This window comes from Achromobacter sp. ACM01 (assembly GCF_014851745.1).
GTDB classification, from domain to species: Bacteria; Pseudomonadota; Gammaproteobacteria; order Burkholderiales; family Burkholderiaceae_B; genus Achromobacter; species Achromobacter aegrifaciens.
In genome coordinates this window covers 230,007-245,359 of the sequence record NZ_JACVAF010000005.1, presented here as the reverse complement: position 1 = coordinate 245,359, position 15,353 = coordinate 230,007, and the positions used below count along the sequence as shown (strand labels likewise).

Below are 15,353 nucleotides of genomic sequence, written 5' to 3'. Positions count from 1 at the left end.
GGTACCGCTCCGCTACCGGGCCGCGCATGGATGCGCGGCGCGGCGCGGGACGGGCGAGCGGCGAGAGGAGACGAAGCGGGCTTCGTCAATCAATCGTTGGGAGTGTTTTTCATGTTCAGCCGTAATCTGCATCGCGCCGCTGGCGCACTGTTCGCCGTCACAGCCCTGACGGCCGCGCCGGCCTTCGCCGCCGACGCCTGGAAGCCCGCCAAGCCGGTGCGCCTCCTGGTGGGCTTTGCGCCCGGCGGTTCCGCCGATACCCTGGCGCGCCTCCTGGCCGAGCCGCTGTCGCAGCGCCTGGGCCAACCCGTCGTGGTCGAAAACCTTGCCGGCGCAGGTGGCAACATCATGGCGTACCGCCTGGCCCAGTCGCCGGCCGACGGCTACACCATCGGCATCGCCGCCGCCGGGTCCATGGCCATCACCCATGTCCTGAACCCCAAGGGCACCAACTACAAGCCGGCGGATTTCACGCCCGTCACGCTGGCCGCGGTGCAGCCCAACGTGGTCATCGTCAACAAGGACGTGCCGGCCAACAACCTGGCCGAGCTGAAGGAATACTTCCAGAAGACGCCGACCGCCACCTACGGCACCGCCGGCGTGGGCATTTCCAACCACCTGATCGCCGAGACCATGCTCTACAAGCTGGGCGTGAAGGTGCCGCACGCCGCCTACCGCGGCGCCGCGCCCGTCATCACCGACCTGCTGGGCGGCCACATCGCCATGACGATGGACAACATCTCCACCGCCGCGCCGCTGGCCTCGCAAGGCAAGGTCAAGGCCATCGCCGTGGCCTCGATCAAGCGCGCGCCGCAGCTGCCCAACGTGCCGACGCTGGACGAGCAGGGCCTGAAGGGCTTCGACATGCCGACCTGGCAAGGCGTGTTCGCGCCCGCCGGGCTGCCCGCCGACGTGCTGGCAGCCTACTACGCCGCCATGCAGGACGTGCTGAAGCAGCCGGCGCTGGTCGAGAAGATGGCCGGCCTGGGTTCCGAGCCGGTCACCGGCATGACGCCCGAGCAGTTCGGCCAGTTCCTGGAGAAGGACCGCCAGCAATGGGCCGACATCGTCAAGGCGGCCAACATCAGCCTGGAACAGTAAGCCGGGTTGTCCAACAAAAACCCTCCGGTGGCACGGAGGGTTTTTTTCATGGCGCGAGCCGCCGCGCTTGACTCTGAAGCCGCTACAGGCTTTGTCATGGTGCCTTTCCCCGACCAGGACAGCCATGAGCGACAGCCATCAGCACGGCGACGTGCGCGCCTTGCCCGAATCCCGCCTCTGGATTGCCTTGGGCCTGACCGGCAGCTTCATGCTGGTCGAGATCGCGGGCGGCCTGATCACAGGCAGCCTGGCATTGATTTCCGATGCCATGCACATGATGACCGACGCCATGGCCTTGCTGCTGGCGCTGGTGGCGATACGCGCCGGTCGCAAGGCGGCGGACCTGATGCGCACCTATGGCTACGCCCGCTTCGAGATACTGGCGGCGGCGGTCAATGCGCTGGTGTTGTTGGGCGTCGCGTTCTACATCCTGTACGAGGCCTACCAGCGCCTGTCGGCGCCGCAGGAGATCCAGTCGCTGGGGATGCTGGCCGTCGCCGTGGTGGGGCTCATCGTCAACCTGATCTCGATGCGCATGCTGGCAGGCGCCAAGGACGAAAGCCTGAACGTGAAGGGCGCCTATCTGGAGGTATGGGCCGACATGCTGGGCTCGATCGGAGTGATCGTCGGCGCTGTGCTCATCTGGTTCACGGGCTGGCGCTGGGTGGATTCGGCGCTGGCGGTGGGCATAGGCTTCATGGTGTTCCCGCGCACCTGGGTGCTGCTGCGCGAGTGCGTGAATATCCTGCTGGAAGGCGTGCCGCCGGGCATGAACCTGCAGGCCGTGCGCGCCGCCATCGCCGGCACGGCCGGTGTGGCTTCCATCCATGACATACACCTGTGGGCGGTGACGCAGAGCAATCCCATGCTCACGGGTCACGTGGTGCTGGCGGCCGGGGCCGACGGCGAACAGGTACGCCGGGCCATCGAGGACAGGCTGCAGGCGGATTTCGACCTGCACCATACGACGCTGCAGATGGAGCGCGAGGATCGTTCCTCGCAGGAGCATATCCACTGACGACGGCCGCATGAGCGGCAAGCCCGCAAGCAAATAAAAACCCCTGTCCGCAGACAGGGGTTCATCGGCAGCCAGGCCAGGCCGCGAGGCCTGCTCTTTTTATTTGCCTGGCACTCTGGCCGCGATCTCGGCGATCAGTCGCCGCGCGGCGTCCAGCTTGTCGGCGGCGGGCAGGGGATGGGTGCCTTGCTCGTCGAACAGCACCAGTTCGGTGGTGTCCGCATCCATGACCTTGTGCGCCAGGTTGCCCACCAGCAGCGGAATGCCCTTGCGCGTGCGCTTGGCTTCGGCATGCTCGGCCAGCTTCTCGGTTTCGGCGGCGAAGCCGACGCACCAGGGGCCGTCGGGCAGCTTGGCCACTTCGGCCAGGATGTCCGGATTGGGTTCGAATTCCATCACGGGCGCGCCGCCGCCTTCGCTGGTCTTCTTCAGCTTCTGGTTGCTGACGTTCTTGACGCGCCAGTCGGCCACCGCGGCCACCGCGATGAAGATGTCCGCGTCGGCCGCGCTGGCCATCACGGCGTCGTGCATCTGGCGCGCGGTCGTGACCGACAGCGCGGTGACGCCGCGCGGCACCTGCAGGAAGGTGGCGCCGGTGATCAGCGTGACGCGGGCGCCGGCCTCGCGGGCGGCGCGCGCCAGCGCGTAGCCGGTCTTGCCCGACGAACGGTTGCTCAGCACGCGCACCGGGTCCACGGGTTCGGACGTGGGACCGGCGGTCAGCAGCACGTGGCGGCCGGCCAGCAGCTTGGGCTGGAAGAAGGCGATCAGGTCGGTCAGCAGTTCATGCGCTTCCAGCATGCGGCCATCGCCGGTTTCACCGCAGGCCTGTTCGCCGGCGGAGGGGCCCAGCACACTGATGCCGTCGGCGCGCAGTTGTTCGACGTTGCGCTGCGTGGCCGGGTTGGCCCACATCTCGCGGTTCATGGCGGGCGCCACCAGCAGCGGACAGGCGCGCGCCAGGCACAGCGTGGACAGCAGGTCGTCGGCCATGCCGTGCGCCAGCTTGGCCATGAAGTCGGCGCTGGCCGGAGCGATCAGCACCGCGTCCGCGCCGCGCGTCAGGTCGATGTGCGCCATGTTGTTGGGCACGCGGGCATCCCAGGCATCCACGAACACCGGACGGCCCGACAGGGCCTGCATGGTGACCGGCGTGATGAAGTGCGTGGCCGCCTCGGTCATGACCACATCGACGGTGGCGCCTTGTTCGGTCATGCGCCGCACCAGTTCGGCGATTTTGTAGCAGGCGATGCCGCCGGTCAGGCCGAGGACGATGCGTTTGCGGGCGAGGTCGAGCATGAGGGAGGCGGCGGGTTCAGCGCCGTGTAAACGAGGAACGGACAGTGATTTTATTCTGCATTGCGGCATTGCGCCTTTCGCGATGCGTTCAGGGGGCATCAAGCAGGACAAAAACCGTGGGAAATGCTGAAGGAAGCCGGGGCGTTGCGCCCCGGCCGGGCCATCTTCAGGCCTGGGTCTTGGCCTTGCGGCCGCGCAGGAGTTCGTCCAGCACCAGCAATATGGCGCCGCAGGTGATGCCCACGTCCGCCAGGTTGAAGGCGGGGAAGTAGGAGGTGTTCCAGTAGAACAGCAGGAAGTCCACCACGTGGCCATAGACCACGCGGTCGATGACGTTGCCGATGGCGCCGCCCAGGATCAGGGTCAGCGCCAGGCTGAAACGCGGCTGGCCATGGGTGCGGCGCAGGATGATGGTGATGACCACCGCCGCCACGCAGCCCAGGCCGGTGAACAGCCAGCGCTGCCAGCCTTCTTCGGACGCCAGGAAACTGAAGGCGGCGCCGCGGTTGTACATCAGCGTGAAGTCGAAGACCGGCAGCACGTTGACGCGTTCGCCGTACTGGAACGAGGTGTTGAAGTAGACCTTGGTCAACTGGTCCAGCACGATGATGAGCAATGCCAGGGCCAGCCAGCCGCCCACGCGCGCCGGCGCGGCGCGGACGGGGGCGGCGCCCGTCACTCCGGGGTCGGAGGGGCGGGCCATGCTCAAGCCTTGTCGCGGGCTTCGCCCGTGCCGAACAGGTTGGACACGCAGCGGCCGCAGATCTCGGGATGATCCGCGTCCTGGCCCACGTCCAGGCGCCAGTGCCAGCAGCGCTCGCACTTCTTGTGCGTGGACGGCGTGACCTCGATGCGGGTCTCGTCTTCGCCCGCGTGCACCGTGGCGCGCGAGACGATCAGCACGAAGCGCAGGTCGTCGCCCAGGCTGGCCAGCAGTTCCTGGTCGGCGCCGTTGGCGTACAGGTCCACTTCGGCCTGCAGCGAGGAGCCGATGTCGCCGGCCGTGCGCACTTCTTCCAGCTTGCGCTGGACTTCGGCGCGGATGGCGCGCAGACGCGCCCACTTGGCCGACAAGGCGTCGGCATCGGCGAACGGGGGCAGCGCGTGGTAGACCTCGGTGAAGATCGTGGTGCGGGCGGCGTCGGCCTGGTTCTTCAAGGCCGAGTTGACCAGTTCCTTCCAGGCTTCTTCAGCGGTGAAGGACAGGATCGGCGCCATCAGCTTGAGCAGCGTCTGCGTGATGTCCAGCAGGGCCGTCTGGGCCGAGCGGCGCGCGCGGCTGTCCTCGGCCGAGGTGTACAGGCGGTCCTTCAGGATGTCCAGATAGAACGCGCCCAGGTCTTCCGAGCAGAACGTCTGCAGGCGCGAGACGGCGGGGTGGAAGTCGTAGCGTTCGTAGTTGGCCTGGACCTCGGCCTGCATCTGCGCCGTCATGGCCAGCGCATAGCGGTCGATCTCGAACAGTTCGCCATAAGGAACGGACTGCGTCACCGCGTCGAAGTCGGCCAGGTTGGCCAGCAGGAAGCGCAGCGTGTTGCGGATGCGGCGGTAGCCTTCGACCACGCGCTTCAGGATCTCGTCCGAGATGGACAGTTCACCCGAGTAATCGGTGGACGCCACCCACAGGCGCAGGATTTCCGCGCCCAGCGAGTCGGACACCTTTTGCGGGGCGATCACGTTGCCCACCGACTTGCTCATCTTGCGGCCCTGGCCGTCCACCACGAAGCCGTGCGTGAGCAGGGCCTTGTAGGGCGGTTGGCCGTAGAGCATGCAGCCAGTCAGCAGCGACGAATGGAACCAGCCGCGGTGCTGGTCCGAGCCTTCCAGGTACAGGTCGGCGGGCCAGGCGAGTTCAGCGCCATGCGAGCCGGCGAAGTCGCCGTCCTTGCCGCCCAGCACCGTGGCGTGCGTGCTGCCCGAGTCGAACCACACGTCCAGCGTGTCGCGGTTCTTTTCGTACTGGTCGGCTTCGTCGCCCAGCAATTCGCGCGGATCCAGCGTCTGCCAGGCTTCGATGCCGCCTTGTTCGACGCGCTGCGCCACCTGTTCCAGCAATTCGGAGGTGCGCGGGTGCAGTTCGCCGGTTTCCTTGTGCACGAAGAAGGCCATCGGCGTGCCCCATTGCCGCTGGCGCGACAGCGTCCAGTCGGGGCGGTTGGCGATCATGGCGTGCAGGCGGGCGCGGCCCCAGGCCGGATAGAAGGCGGTGGCGTCGATGCCGGCCAGCGCCGATTCGCGCAGGGTAGGGCCGCCGTCCTTGGGGGCCACGTCCATGCCGGCGAACCACTGGCTGGTGGCGCGGTAAATGATGGGGGTCTTGTGGCGCCAGCAGTGCATGTAGCTGTGCTTGTGCTTTTCCACGTGCATCAGCGCGCCGGCTTCCGTCAGTGCCTCGACGATCTTGGGGTTGGCGTCCCAGATGGACAGGCCGCCGAACAGCGCCAGGCTGTCCACATACTTGCCGTCGCCCATGACCGGGCTGATGAAGTCGGTGTCCTTCATGCCGTGCTCCTTGCACGAGATGAAGTCCTCGATGCCGTAGGCCGGCGCCGAGTGCACCACGCCGGTGCCGGAGTCGGCCGTCACGTAGTCGCCCAGGTAGGCGGGCGACTTGCGGTCGTAGGCGGCGTTGAACTGCGCCAGCGGGTGGCGGAATTCGATGCCCGACAGCGCCGCGCCCGGGGCCGTGGCGATCACTTCGCCTTCCAGGTTCCAGGCTTTCAGGCAGGCTTCGACGCGTTCCTTGGCGATCAGCAGGAGCGGACCGAACTTGGGAACCGGCGTCACGCGCACCAGCGCGTATTCGATTTCGGGATGCAGATTCAGCGCCTGGTTGGACGGGATGGTCCAGGGCGTGGTGGTCCAGATGACGATGGCGCCGTCTTCAACCGAGTCCAGGCCGAAGGCGCTGGCCAGCTTGGCGTGCTCGGCGAACGGGAAGGCCACGTCCACCGCCGGGTCGACGCGGTCGGCGTACTCGACCTCGGCTTCGGCCAGGGCCGAGCCGCAGTCGAAACACCAGTTCACGGGCTTCAGGCCGCGGAACACGTAGCCCTTGTCCAGGATGCGGCCCAGCGCGCGGATTTCGTCGGCTTCATTGCTGAAGTTCATCGTCATGTAGGGACGATCCCACTCGCCCAGCACGCCCAGGCGCTTGAAGTCCTTGCGCTGGCGGTCGATCTGTTCGAGGGCGTAGGCGCGGGCCTTGGACTGCACTTCCGCCACGGGCAGGTGCTTGCCGTATTTCTTTTCGATCTGGATTTCGATCGGCATGCCGTGACAGTCCCAGCCCGGCACGTAATGCGCGTCATAGCCGGCCATGTTGCGGCTCTTGACGATGATGTCCTTCAGGATCTTGTTGACCGCGTGGCCGATGTGGATGTCGCCGTTGGCGTAGGGCGGGCCGTCGTGCAGCACGAAGCGCGGCCGGCCGCGGCTGGCGGCGCGGATCGCCTGGTAGACGTGGTTTTCTTCCCACTGCGAAATCCAGGCGGGCTCGCGCTTGGCGAGGTCGCCCCGCATGGGGAAGGGGGTATCGGGCAGGTTGAGGGTCTTTTTATAGTCCATGAACGGCAAAATAGGCGCGCGCGTTTCGCGCGTCTTCGGCGATGGCGGCAGTCAGGGAAGGGAGGTCAGGAAATTTTTCTTCGTCCCGCAGCTTTTGCAGGAATTCGACGCGTACGAGTTTACCGTAAGCGTCGACGGTCTCGTCGAGCAGGTGCGACTCCAGCAGCACGCGGCCGCGGTCTTCGACCGTGGGGCGCACGCCCAGGCTGGCGACCGCCGGCAGCGGGCGGTCGGCCAGGCCGTAGACCTGCACCACATAAATGCCCGAGCGCGCGGCGCAGCGCTCGGCCACCCGCAGATTCATGGTGGGAAAGCCCAGCGTGCGGCCCAGCTTCTGGCCGTGGATCACGTGGCCGCTGATGTGGTACGGGTGGCCCAGCAGGTGGCGGGCGCGCTCCAGGTCGCCCACCGCCAGCGCGGTGCGCACCTCGGAACTGGAGATCCGGTGCCCTTGCTGGTCGGTCACGTCCGCCAGGGTCTGCACCTCGAAGCCATGGCGCAGGCCGGCCTCGCGCAGCAGGTCGATGTCGCCGCTGCGCTTGTGGCCGAAGCGGAAGTCCTCGCCCACCAGCAGCCATTTGGCATGCAGGCCCTGGACCAGCAATTGTTCGATGAAGGCGTTGGCCGACATTTCGGCCAGGCGGGCGTTGAAGCGCTCCACCACGACCTGGCTGATGCCGTAACGCGCCAGCGCCGCCAGCTTGTCGCGCAAACCCGAAATACGGGTGGGCGCCAGCTCCGGGCGTTGATTCAGGGTGGCGAAATACTCCCGCGGATGCGGCTCGAAGGTCATCACGGCGGGCGTCAGGTTGCGGTCGCGAGCGACTTGGCAGACGCGCGCCAGCATGGCCTGGTGTCCGCGATGGACGCCGTCGAAATTGCCGATCGTCAGCGCGCAAGGGGCGCGCCGGTCGGGCGGGGGCAGGGATCGGTAGATGCGCAGCGATGGTTTCACGAGCGAGAGTTTACAATTTTGGATTCCGGGTTTGTTCCTGTCCTTACCTGCCGCGCGTCCAGGCTGTCGCCGCGCGCGGGATTGCGTAGGGCGGACGGGCCCGATTTCCCTTGGAATTCCTTATCTTGCCGGAAATATCTACCACCAAGCGCCGCATCGTCATCCTGATTTCGGGACGCGGCAGCAATATGCAGGCCTTGGCCGAGGCCTGCCGCAATGAAGGCTGGCCGGCCGAAGTCGCCGCCGTCATCGCCAGCAAGCCCGATGCCGCCGGCCTGGAATGGGCGGCCCAGCAGGGCATCCCCACCGGCGCGCTGTATCACAAGGACTACGCCAGCCGTGAAGCCTTCGACGCCGCGCTGGCCGCCGAGATCGACCGCTACGAACCCGATTACGTCATTCTGGCGGGCTTCATGCGCGTGTTGACGCCGGGCTTCGTCAATCACTATGCCGGCCGGCTGGTGAACATCCACCCGTCGCTGCTGCCGGCGTTTCCCGGGCTGCACACGCACGCCCAGGCCCTGGCCACCGGGGTGCGCGTGCACGGCTGCACCGTGCACTTCGTCACGCCGGTGCTGGACCACGGTCCCATCATCGCCCAGGGCTGCGTGCCGGTCCTGGCGGGCGATACGCCCGAATCCCTGGCCGAGCGCGTGCTGGCGGTCGAACACCGGGCTTTCCCGGCGGCGGTGCGCTGGCTGGCCGAAGGCCGGGTTACCCTGACCAGCGACCACCGCGTCAACGTGCAAGGCGATCCCGATCGCCTTTTCGCCTGGTCGCCGGCCGCCTGAGCGGCCCCGAATCGAATTTTTCGGGCGGAAGCCCTCCGCCCCACTGGAATACACCATGACCAAACCCCAATCTCCGCGTTCCCGTCCGGCTGGCGCCGCCAGGGCCGCGTCCGAAGGCCGCGACGGTCGGTCCTTCTTCTCGCGCCCCAAGGGCGAGGCGCGCGCCCCGATCGCACGCGACAACGCCCGTGACGAGCGCTCCGGTGGCAGCCGCGACGAACGCTCGGCCGGCCGCCCGACGCCGCGCCCGTCCTACGACGCGCCGCGCGGCGAAGGCCGCGGCGGTGAACGCGGTTCCTACGGTTCGGACCGTCGCGAGGGTCGACCGAGCCCGCGTCCGTCCTTCGATCCGGCGCGCGGCGAGGGCCGCGGCGAGCGCGGTTCTTATGGTTCCGAGCGCCGTGATGGCCGCCCGGGCCAGCGTCCATCCTACGATGCTCCACGCGGCGAAGGCCGTGGCGGCGAGCGCGCTTCCTATGGTTCGGAACGCCGCGAAGGCCGTCCGGGCCAGCGTCCGTCCTACGACGCCCCGCGCGGCGAAGGTCGTGGCGGCGAGCGCGCTTCCTATGGTTCGGAACGCCGCGAAGGCCGTCCGGGCCAACGTCCGTCCTACGACGCCCCGCGCGGCGAAGGTCGTGGCGGCGAGCGCGCTTCCTATGGTTCGGAACGCCGCGAAGGCCGTCCGGGCCAGCGTCCGTCCTACGACGCTCCGCGCGGCGAAGGCCGTGGCGGCGAGCGCGCTTCCTATGGTTCGGAGCGCCGCGAAGGGCGTCCGGACTCGCGTCCGTCCTATGACGCCCCGCGTGGCGAAGGCCGTGGCGGCGAGCGCGCCTCCTATGGCCCGGATCGTCGCGAAGGCCGCGCGGACTCGCGTCCGTCCTATGGCTCGCCGCGAGGCGATGATCGCGGCGGCGAGCGCGGCCAGTATGGCGGCCCGCGCGGCGGCGACGGCGGCCAGGACCGCCCGCCCAAGCCCCAATTCAATCGCCCGCGCCAATCGCACGCGGCGATCCGCATCGACCAGGTCCAGCGCGTCCTGGGCGAAATCCTGCAATGGACCTATCCGGCCGACGCGGCCCTGTCGCACTGGCTGCGCAATCATCCGAATCTGGGCGCGCGCGATCGCTCCGAGGTCGCTGAAGCCGTCTACGACGTGCTGCGCCATCTGCGCCGCTACCGCCAGTTCGGAGAAAGCGGCGTCGGTCCTGCTTCGCGCCGCCTGGCGATCCTGGGCCTGGCCGCGACGCTGGGCGCCGAGGCGCTGGCCGAAGGCATGGACGCCGGCGAAGCCGAATGGCTGCAGCGCGTGTCGCAGATCGACCTGGCGACCCTGCCGCGCGCCGTGCGCGGCAGCATCCCGGACTGGCTGGACGAACGCCTGGGCGCCATGGACAGCCCGGAAACGCTGATCGAGGCGCTGAACCGCCAGGCCAGCCTGGACCTGCGCGTCAACCCGCTGAAGGTCGAGCGCGACGCCATGCTGGCCGAATTGCAGCAGGGCGCCGGCCGCTACGAACCTGTCGCCATGCCTTATTCGCCCTGGGGCATCCGCATGGAAGGCCGTCCGGCCATCAACCGCTGGCCGCAGTTCGAGAACGGCAGCATCGAAGTCCAGGACGAGGGCAGCCAGTTGCTGGCGCTGCTGGTGGCGCCGCGCCGCGGCGAAATGATCATCGATTTCTGCGCCGGCGCGGGCGGCAAGACGCTACTGCTGGGCGCGCTGATGCGCTCCACCGGCCGCCTGTACGCGTTCGACGTGTCCGCGGCCCGCCTGCAGCGCGCCAAGCCGCGCTTTGCGCGCAGCGGCCTGTCCAACGTGGTGCCGGTGGTCATCGACAGCGAAAACGACGCCCGCGTCAAGCGCCTGGCCGGCAAGGCCCAGCGCGTGCTGGTCGATGCCCCGTGCAGCGGCATTGGCACCCTGCGCCGCAATCCGGACCTGAAATGGCGCCAGCACCCCGAGGCGCTGGCCGAACTGGGCCAGCTGCAGGAACGCATCCTCAACAGCGCGGCGCGCTGCGTCGCCCCGGGCGGCCGCCTGGTGTACGCCACCTGCAGCCTGCTGGCCGAGGAAAACGAGGTCCAGGCCGAGCGTTTCCTCGCCAGCCATCCGGATTTCGAGCGCCTGGACGCCGCCGAGATCCTGGCCGCGCGCTGTGAAAACCTGAAGCTGGACGGCCCCTACGTGCAGCTGCGCCCCGACGTGCACGGCACCGACGGCTTTTTCGCCGCGGTATTCGAGCGCAAGAAGAAGGGCGCGGCGACCGTGGCCGAAGCAGCTTCGGAAGCGGACGAGGTTTCGACTGAAGAAACGTCCGACGGGGACGCGGCCGGTCCGCAGGACCAGCCGGCCTGATCGGGAGCGCCGGGTCAGGGACCCGGCGTCACCACCACCGTGGCGCTGTAGCGGCGCGTGCCCAGGGTCTTGTTCTGGTACTTCACTTCCCAGGCCAGGCTGTCATTGCCTGGCTGGTCCGCCTGGTAGACCACCTGGGACACCGGCACGGTCTGGTAGGCGCAACGCCCGGAATCGCTGGACTGGCCCCGCGTCTGCATGATGTTGGCCTTGCCCAGGCGCGGCGTCATGGTGAGCGATACGCGCGGCGCGCGCAGCGCCAGGCAGTCCGATCCGCGGATCTCGTAGTACGAGGCCAGCACGGCGACGTCGCCCGATTTCAGCGTTTGCGCGGAAACGGTGGCGGGCAGGGCGGTGCCCAGCGCGGCCAGGGCGTAAAAAAATTGGGGACGGATTTTTTTCAGCAACATCAGTGGGACAAAAGAGACAGTTTGGTCGGTAAAGCACCCGCAGTGTGCGCCAGCCGCAAGTCCGCTTCAAGACCGGACGCCAAGCTGACAGGAACTTTAACGGCGAAATCGAGCCCAAACCTTGCGCCTTCGCGTATGCCCCCCACCTACCCTGGGGAGGACGGCCCTAGCGCCGCGTGCCGCAAGGCTCGGCCTCGCAACCCGCATTTTTGGTGGCGAGAGTGGGTTTTTGCCCTGAAAAACCGGGGCTTAGTCCTTGATTTCGCTCAAAAACTATTTTGAAACTACCTTGTCATAAGTCAGCCAAGGTAAGCTAAACTCCAGGCACTTCTCTAGCGAGGCTCCTAACAGCTTTATGGATTACATCCTTTCCTTCATTGCCGGCGGTCTGACCCAAGCCACTTGGTGGCAGGTTGTCGTGTTCACTCTGGTTGTGACGCACATCACGATTGTGTCGGTCACGGTCTTTCTCCATCGCAGCCAAGCGCACCGTGGTCTGGATCTGCATCCGGCCGTCATGCACTTCTTCCGTTTCTGGCTCTGGATGACGACCGGCATGGTCACCAAGGAATGGGTGGCCATTCACCGCAAGCACCACGCCAAGTGCGAAAAGGAAGGCGATCCCCATTCGCCCATCCTGTTCGGCATCTGGAAGGTGCTGTTCCGCGGCGCGGAACTGTACCGCGAAGAATCGAACAACAAGGAAACCATGGCCAAGTTCGGCCACGGCACGCCTGACGACTGGCTCGAGCGCAACGTCTACAGCAAGCACAGCCTGTGGGGCGTGCTGACCATGCTCGCCATCGACATCGCCCTGTTCGGCGCCATCGGCGTCACGGTATGGGCCGTGCAGATGGCCTGGATCCCCTTCTGGGCCGCCGGCGTCGTCAACGGCATCGGCCACTACTGGGGCTACCGCAACTACAACAGCCCGGACACCAGCACCAACGTGTTCCCCTGGGGCATCGTGATCGGCGGCGAAGAGCTGCACAACAACCACCACGCCCATGGCACGTCGGCCAAGTTCTCGGCCAAGTGGTACGAATTCGACATCGGCTGGTGCTACATCAACATCCTGAAGTTCTTCGGCCTGGCCAAGATCAAGAAGGTTGCGCCCAAGCTCAAGCTGGACGACAGCAAGACCGGCATCGACCTGCGCACCCTGCAGGGCGTGATCACGCACCGCTACGAAGTCATGGCCCGCTATGCGGACGTGATCAAGAGCGCCGCCCGTGAAGAGCTGGCCAAGCTGAAGGATTCGCGCAACAAGGACAGCGCCGAGTGCGACTGGACCAAGCTGCACAGCGTGCGCCGTGCCATCCACCGCAACGAGGACATCCTCCAGCCCGAACAGGTTGCCGCCGTGGATCAAGCCATCGCCCGCAACAAGTCGCTCGCCACGCTGGTACAGATGCGCCGTGAACTCGGCCGCATCTGGGAAAGCTCCAGCGCCAGCAGCGAACAGCTTCTTCATGACCTGCAGGCCTGGTGCCAGCGCGCCCAGCAAAGCGGCATCGCCGGGCTCGAGCAATTCGCTCAACGTCTGCGCCGCTACGCGGCATGATGCTAGAGAAGCTCAATCCTGAACAACGCGCCGCAGTAACGTTAGAACCGCAGCACGCCCTGGTCCTGGCCGGGGCGGGCAGCGGCAAGACCCGGGTGCTCACCACCCGCATGGCCTGGCTGATTCAAACCGGCCAGGCCTCGCCTTTTGGGCTGCTGGCGGTCACGTTCACCAACAAGGCGGCGCGCGAAATGCTCGCGCGCATGTCGGCCATCCTGCCGATCGATACGCGCGGCCTGTGGATCGGCACCTTCCATGGCCTGTGCAACCGCATGCTGCGCGCGCATCACCGCGATGCCGGCCTGCCGCAAAGCTTCCAGATCCTGGACGTCACCGACCAGCTCGCGGCGATCAAGCGCCTGATGAAGGCCAATGGCGTCGACGACGAAAAGTATCCTCCGCGCGATGTGCAGCGCTTCATCAACGGCGCCAAGGAAGAAGGCCTGCGTCCCGCCGACGTGGAAGCCTACGACGCCCATCGCCGTCGCCTGATCGAGATCTACCAGCTCTACGAGGCCCAGTGCCTGCGCGAAGGCGTGGTCGACTTTGCCGAGCTGCTGCTGCGCGCCTACGAACTGCTGTCGCGCAATGCGCCGGTGCGCGAGCACTACCAGCGCCGTTTCCGCCACATCCTGGTCGACGAGTTCCAGGACACCAACACGCTGCAGTACAAGTGGCTGCGCCTGTTGGCCGGCGGCGGCGCCGCAATCTTCGCGGTGGGCGACGACGACCAGTCGATCTATGCCTTCCGCGGCGCCAACGTCGGCAACATGGCTGACTTTGAACGCGACTACGCGCGCGGCACCGTGATCCGCCTGGAGCAGAACTACCGCTCCTTTGGCCACATCCTGGATTCCGCCAACGCGCTGATCGGCCATAACACCGGCCGCCTGGGCAAGAACCTCTGGACCGAGCAGGGCGACGGCGAGCCGGTGCGCGTCATCGAGCAGCCGTCCGACGGCATGGAAGCGCAGTGGATCGTGGACGAGATCCGCTCCCTGATCCGCGAAGGCAGCCTGCGCCGCGAGATCGCCGTGCTCTACCGCAGCAACGCGCAGTCGCGCGTGCTGGAACACGCCATCTTTTCCGCCGGCATTCCCTACAAGGTGTACGGCGGCCTGCGTTTTTTCGAGCGCCAGGAAATTAAGCACGCGCTGGCCTACCTGCGCCTGATGGCCAATCCGCACGACGACACCTCGTGGATGCGGGTCGTCAATTTCCCCACGCGCGGCATCGGCGCGCGCACGCTGGAGCAATTGGGCGACGCCGCGCGCGCGCACGACACCAGCCTTTACGCGGCCGTGGCCCTGGTGCCCGGCAAGGGCGGCTCCAACCTGGCGCAATTCGCGCAGCTGATCCATCGCCTGATCGAAGAGACCCGCGACCTGCCGCTGCCGGAAATGGTCGAGCACATGCTCGAGGCCAGCGGCCTGAACGCGCATTACAAGGCCGAACGCGAAGGCGCGGAGCGCCTGGAAAACCTGAGCGAACTGGTTACCGCCGCGGCGGTGTTCGCGTCCGAGGAAAACTACGACGGCATGCCTGCCGGCGTGGTGCCCGAACAGGACACGGCCTCCACGCTGAACGCGGGCGTGGTCGACGCGCCGGTCGTGGCATCCGACGGTTTGACTCCGCTGGCGGCGTTCCTGTCGCATGCGGCGCTGGAAGCGGGCGACAACCAGGCCCAGCAGGGCCAGGACGCCGTCCAGCTCATGACCGTGCACGCGGCCAAGGGCCTGGAGTTCGACGCGGTGTTCATCACCGGCCTGGAAGAGGGGCTGTTCCCGCACGAGAACAGCGTCCTGGAAGCTTCCGGACTGGAAGAAGAACGCCGCCTCATGTATGTGGCCATCACGCGTGCGCGCCAGCGCCTGTACATCAGCCTGGCGCAAAGCCGGATGCTGCACGGCCAGACGCGCTACGCGATGCGGTCGCGCTTCCTGGAAGAAATTCCCGAACAGCACCTGAAGTGGCTGTCGCCCAAGGCCGGCCTGGCCCAGGTCGGCGGCACGGGCGCCGGCTGGGGCGGCGGCAACCGCGGCGACGCTTTTGGCCGCAAGCCCACCAATACCATTGCGCCGCGTCAAGCCCGCAGCGTTACCACCGGCGTCACGGTGGGCGACAAGCAGTATCGTGTAGGTCAGGGCGTGCACCACGCGCGGTTCGGCGAAGGCACGATCATCGGCTTGAGCGGAGCAGGGCAGGACGCCCAGGCTGAAATCCAGTTCCGCGACGTGGGCGCCAAGACCTTGGCGCTGGGCATCGCCAAACTTGACATTGTTCAGGGTTGAT

Annotated in this window: 11 protein-coding genes; 6 read left to right on the top strand and 5 right to left on the bottom strand. The window is 67.0% G+C overall.

Annotated elements, in window-relative coordinates; all coding sequences use genetic code 11:
* The first annotated feature begins 111 nt into the window (after positions 1–111).
* Both IB268_RS23890 and IB268_RS23885 read left to right on the top strand, forming a co-directional pair.
* Positions 112–1,101, top strand: coding sequence for a tripartite tricarboxylate transporter substrate binding protein (locus tag IB268_RS23890; protein ID WP_175163009.1), 990 nt, complete (start codon positions 112–114; stop codon positions 1,099–1,101).
* Between the two features lie 124 nt (positions 1,102–1,225).
* Positions 1,226–2,119 carry a cation diffusion facilitator family transporter gene (locus IB268_RS23885; protein WP_054456011.1) on the top strand — a complete coding sequence of 298 codons (894 nt, stop codon included), beginning with the start codon at positions 1,226–1,228 and terminating at the stop codon, positions 2,117–2,119.
* A 99-nt stretch (positions 2,120–2,218) separates the two neighbouring features.
* Here the strand turns inward: IB268_RS23885 and coaBC are convergent, their stop codons facing one another.
* The 4 genes from coaBC to IB268_RS23865 all read right to left on the bottom strand — a co-directional run bounded on the left by coaBC (position 2,219) and on the right by IB268_RS23865 (position 7,940).
* The gene (gene coaBC, locus IB268_RS23880) at positions 2,219–3,418 is read right to left on the bottom strand and encodes a bifunctional phosphopantothenoylcysteine decarboxylase/phosphopantothenate--cysteine ligase CoaBC (protein WP_054456013.1); all 1,200 of its coding nucleotides are present in this window, start codon (positions 3,416–3,418) and stop codon (positions 2,219–2,221) included.
* A 166-nt stretch (positions 3,419–3,584) separates the two neighbouring features.
* On the bottom strand, positions 3,585–4,121 hold the full coding sequence (lspA, locus tag IB268_RS23875; RefSeq protein WP_054456015.1) for a signal peptidase II: 537 nt from the start codon (positions 4,119–4,121) through the stop codon (positions 3,585–3,587).
* A gap of 2 nt (positions 4,122–4,123) precedes the next feature.
* Positions 4,124–6,985 carry an isoleucine--tRNA ligase gene (ileS, locus tag IB268_RS23870; RefSeq protein WP_192352321.1) on the bottom strand — a complete coding sequence of 954 codons (2,862 nt, stop codon included), beginning with the start codon at positions 6,983–6,985 and terminating at the stop codon, positions 4,124–4,126.
* The gene (locus IB268_RS23865) at positions 6,975–7,940 is read right to left on the bottom strand and encodes a bifunctional riboflavin kinase/FAD synthetase (RefSeq protein ID WP_054456020.1); all 966 of its coding nucleotides are present in this window, start codon (positions 7,938–7,940) and stop codon (positions 6,975–6,977) included. The genes ileS and IB268_RS23865 overlap by 11 nt, the downstream gene beginning before the upstream one ends.
* Before the next feature lie 134 nt (positions 7,941–8,074).
* Between IB268_RS23865 and purN the strand changes: the two genes are divergently transcribed.
* Positions 8,075–8,731: a phosphoribosylglycinamide formyltransferase gene (gene purN / locus IB268_RS23860; RefSeq protein ID WP_088159649.1), complete on the top strand. Its 657-nt coding sequence runs from the start codon at positions 8,075–8,077 to the stop codon at positions 8,729–8,731.
* A gap of 1,015 nt (positions 8,732–9,746) precedes the next feature.
* Positions 9,747–11,087 carry an RsmB/NOP family class I SAM-dependent RNA methyltransferase gene (locus tag IB268_RS31350; RefSeq protein WP_175162206.1) on the top strand — a complete coding sequence of 447 codons (1,341 nt, stop codon included), beginning with the start codon at positions 9,747–9,749 and terminating at the stop codon, positions 11,085–11,087.
* A 14-nt stretch (positions 11,088–11,101) separates the two neighbouring features.
* Here the strand turns inward: IB268_RS31350 and IB268_RS23850 are convergent, their stop codons facing one another.
* The gene (locus IB268_RS23850) at positions 11,102–11,497 is read right to left on the bottom strand and encodes a hypothetical protein (protein WP_175162139.1); all 396 of its coding nucleotides are present in this window, start codon (positions 11,495–11,497) and stop codon (positions 11,102–11,104) included.
* A gap of 355 nt (positions 11,498–11,852) precedes the next feature.
* Here IB268_RS23850 and IB268_RS23845 point away from each other — a divergent pair, with 355 nt between their 5' ends.
* Complete coding sequence (locus IB268_RS23845) at positions 11,853–13,061, top strand: fatty acid desaturase (RefSeq protein WP_054456025.1); 1,209 nt, start codon at positions 11,853–11,855, stop codon at positions 13,059–13,061.
* Positions 13,058–15,352 carry a UvrD-helicase domain-containing protein gene (locus IB268_RS23840; protein ID WP_059373632.1) on the top strand — a complete coding sequence of 765 codons (2,295 nt, stop codon included), beginning with the start codon at positions 13,058–13,060 and terminating at the stop codon, positions 15,350–15,352. The genes IB268_RS23845 and IB268_RS23840 overlap by 4 nt, the downstream gene beginning before the upstream one ends.
* Position 15,353 lies beyond the last annotated feature (1 nt).

Coding starts and splice junctions, on each gene's coding strand:
- IB268_RS23890 (WP_175163009.1), top strand. CDS start 112: ATGTTCAGCCGTAATCTGCATCGCGCCGCTGGCGCACTGTTCGCCGTC.
- IB268_RS23885 (WP_054456011.1), top strand. CDS start 1,226: ATGAGCGACAGCCATCAGCACGGCGACGTGCGCGCCTTGCCCGAATCC.
- coaBC (WP_054456013.1), bottom strand. CDS start 3,418: ATGCTCGACCTCGCCCGCAAACGCATCGTCCTCGGCCTGACCGGCGGC.
- lspA (WP_054456015.1), bottom strand. CDS start 4,121: ATGGCCCGCCCCTCCGACCCCGGAGTGACGGGCGCCGCCCCCGTCCGC.
- ileS (WP_192352321.1), bottom strand. CDS start 6,985: ATGGACTATAAAAAGACCCTCAACCTGCCCGATACCCCCTTCCCCATG.
- IB268_RS23850 (WP_175162139.1), bottom strand. CDS start 11,497: ATGTTGCTGAAAAAAATCCGTCCCCAATTTTTTTACGCCCTGGCCGCG.
- IB268_RS23845 (WP_054456025.1), top strand. CDS start 11,853: ATGGATTACATCCTTTCCTTCATTGCCGGCGGTCTGACCCAAGCCACT.
- IB268_RS23840 (WP_059373632.1), top strand. CDS start 13,058: ATGATGCTAGAGAAGCTCAATCCTGAACAACGCGCCGCAGTAACGTTA.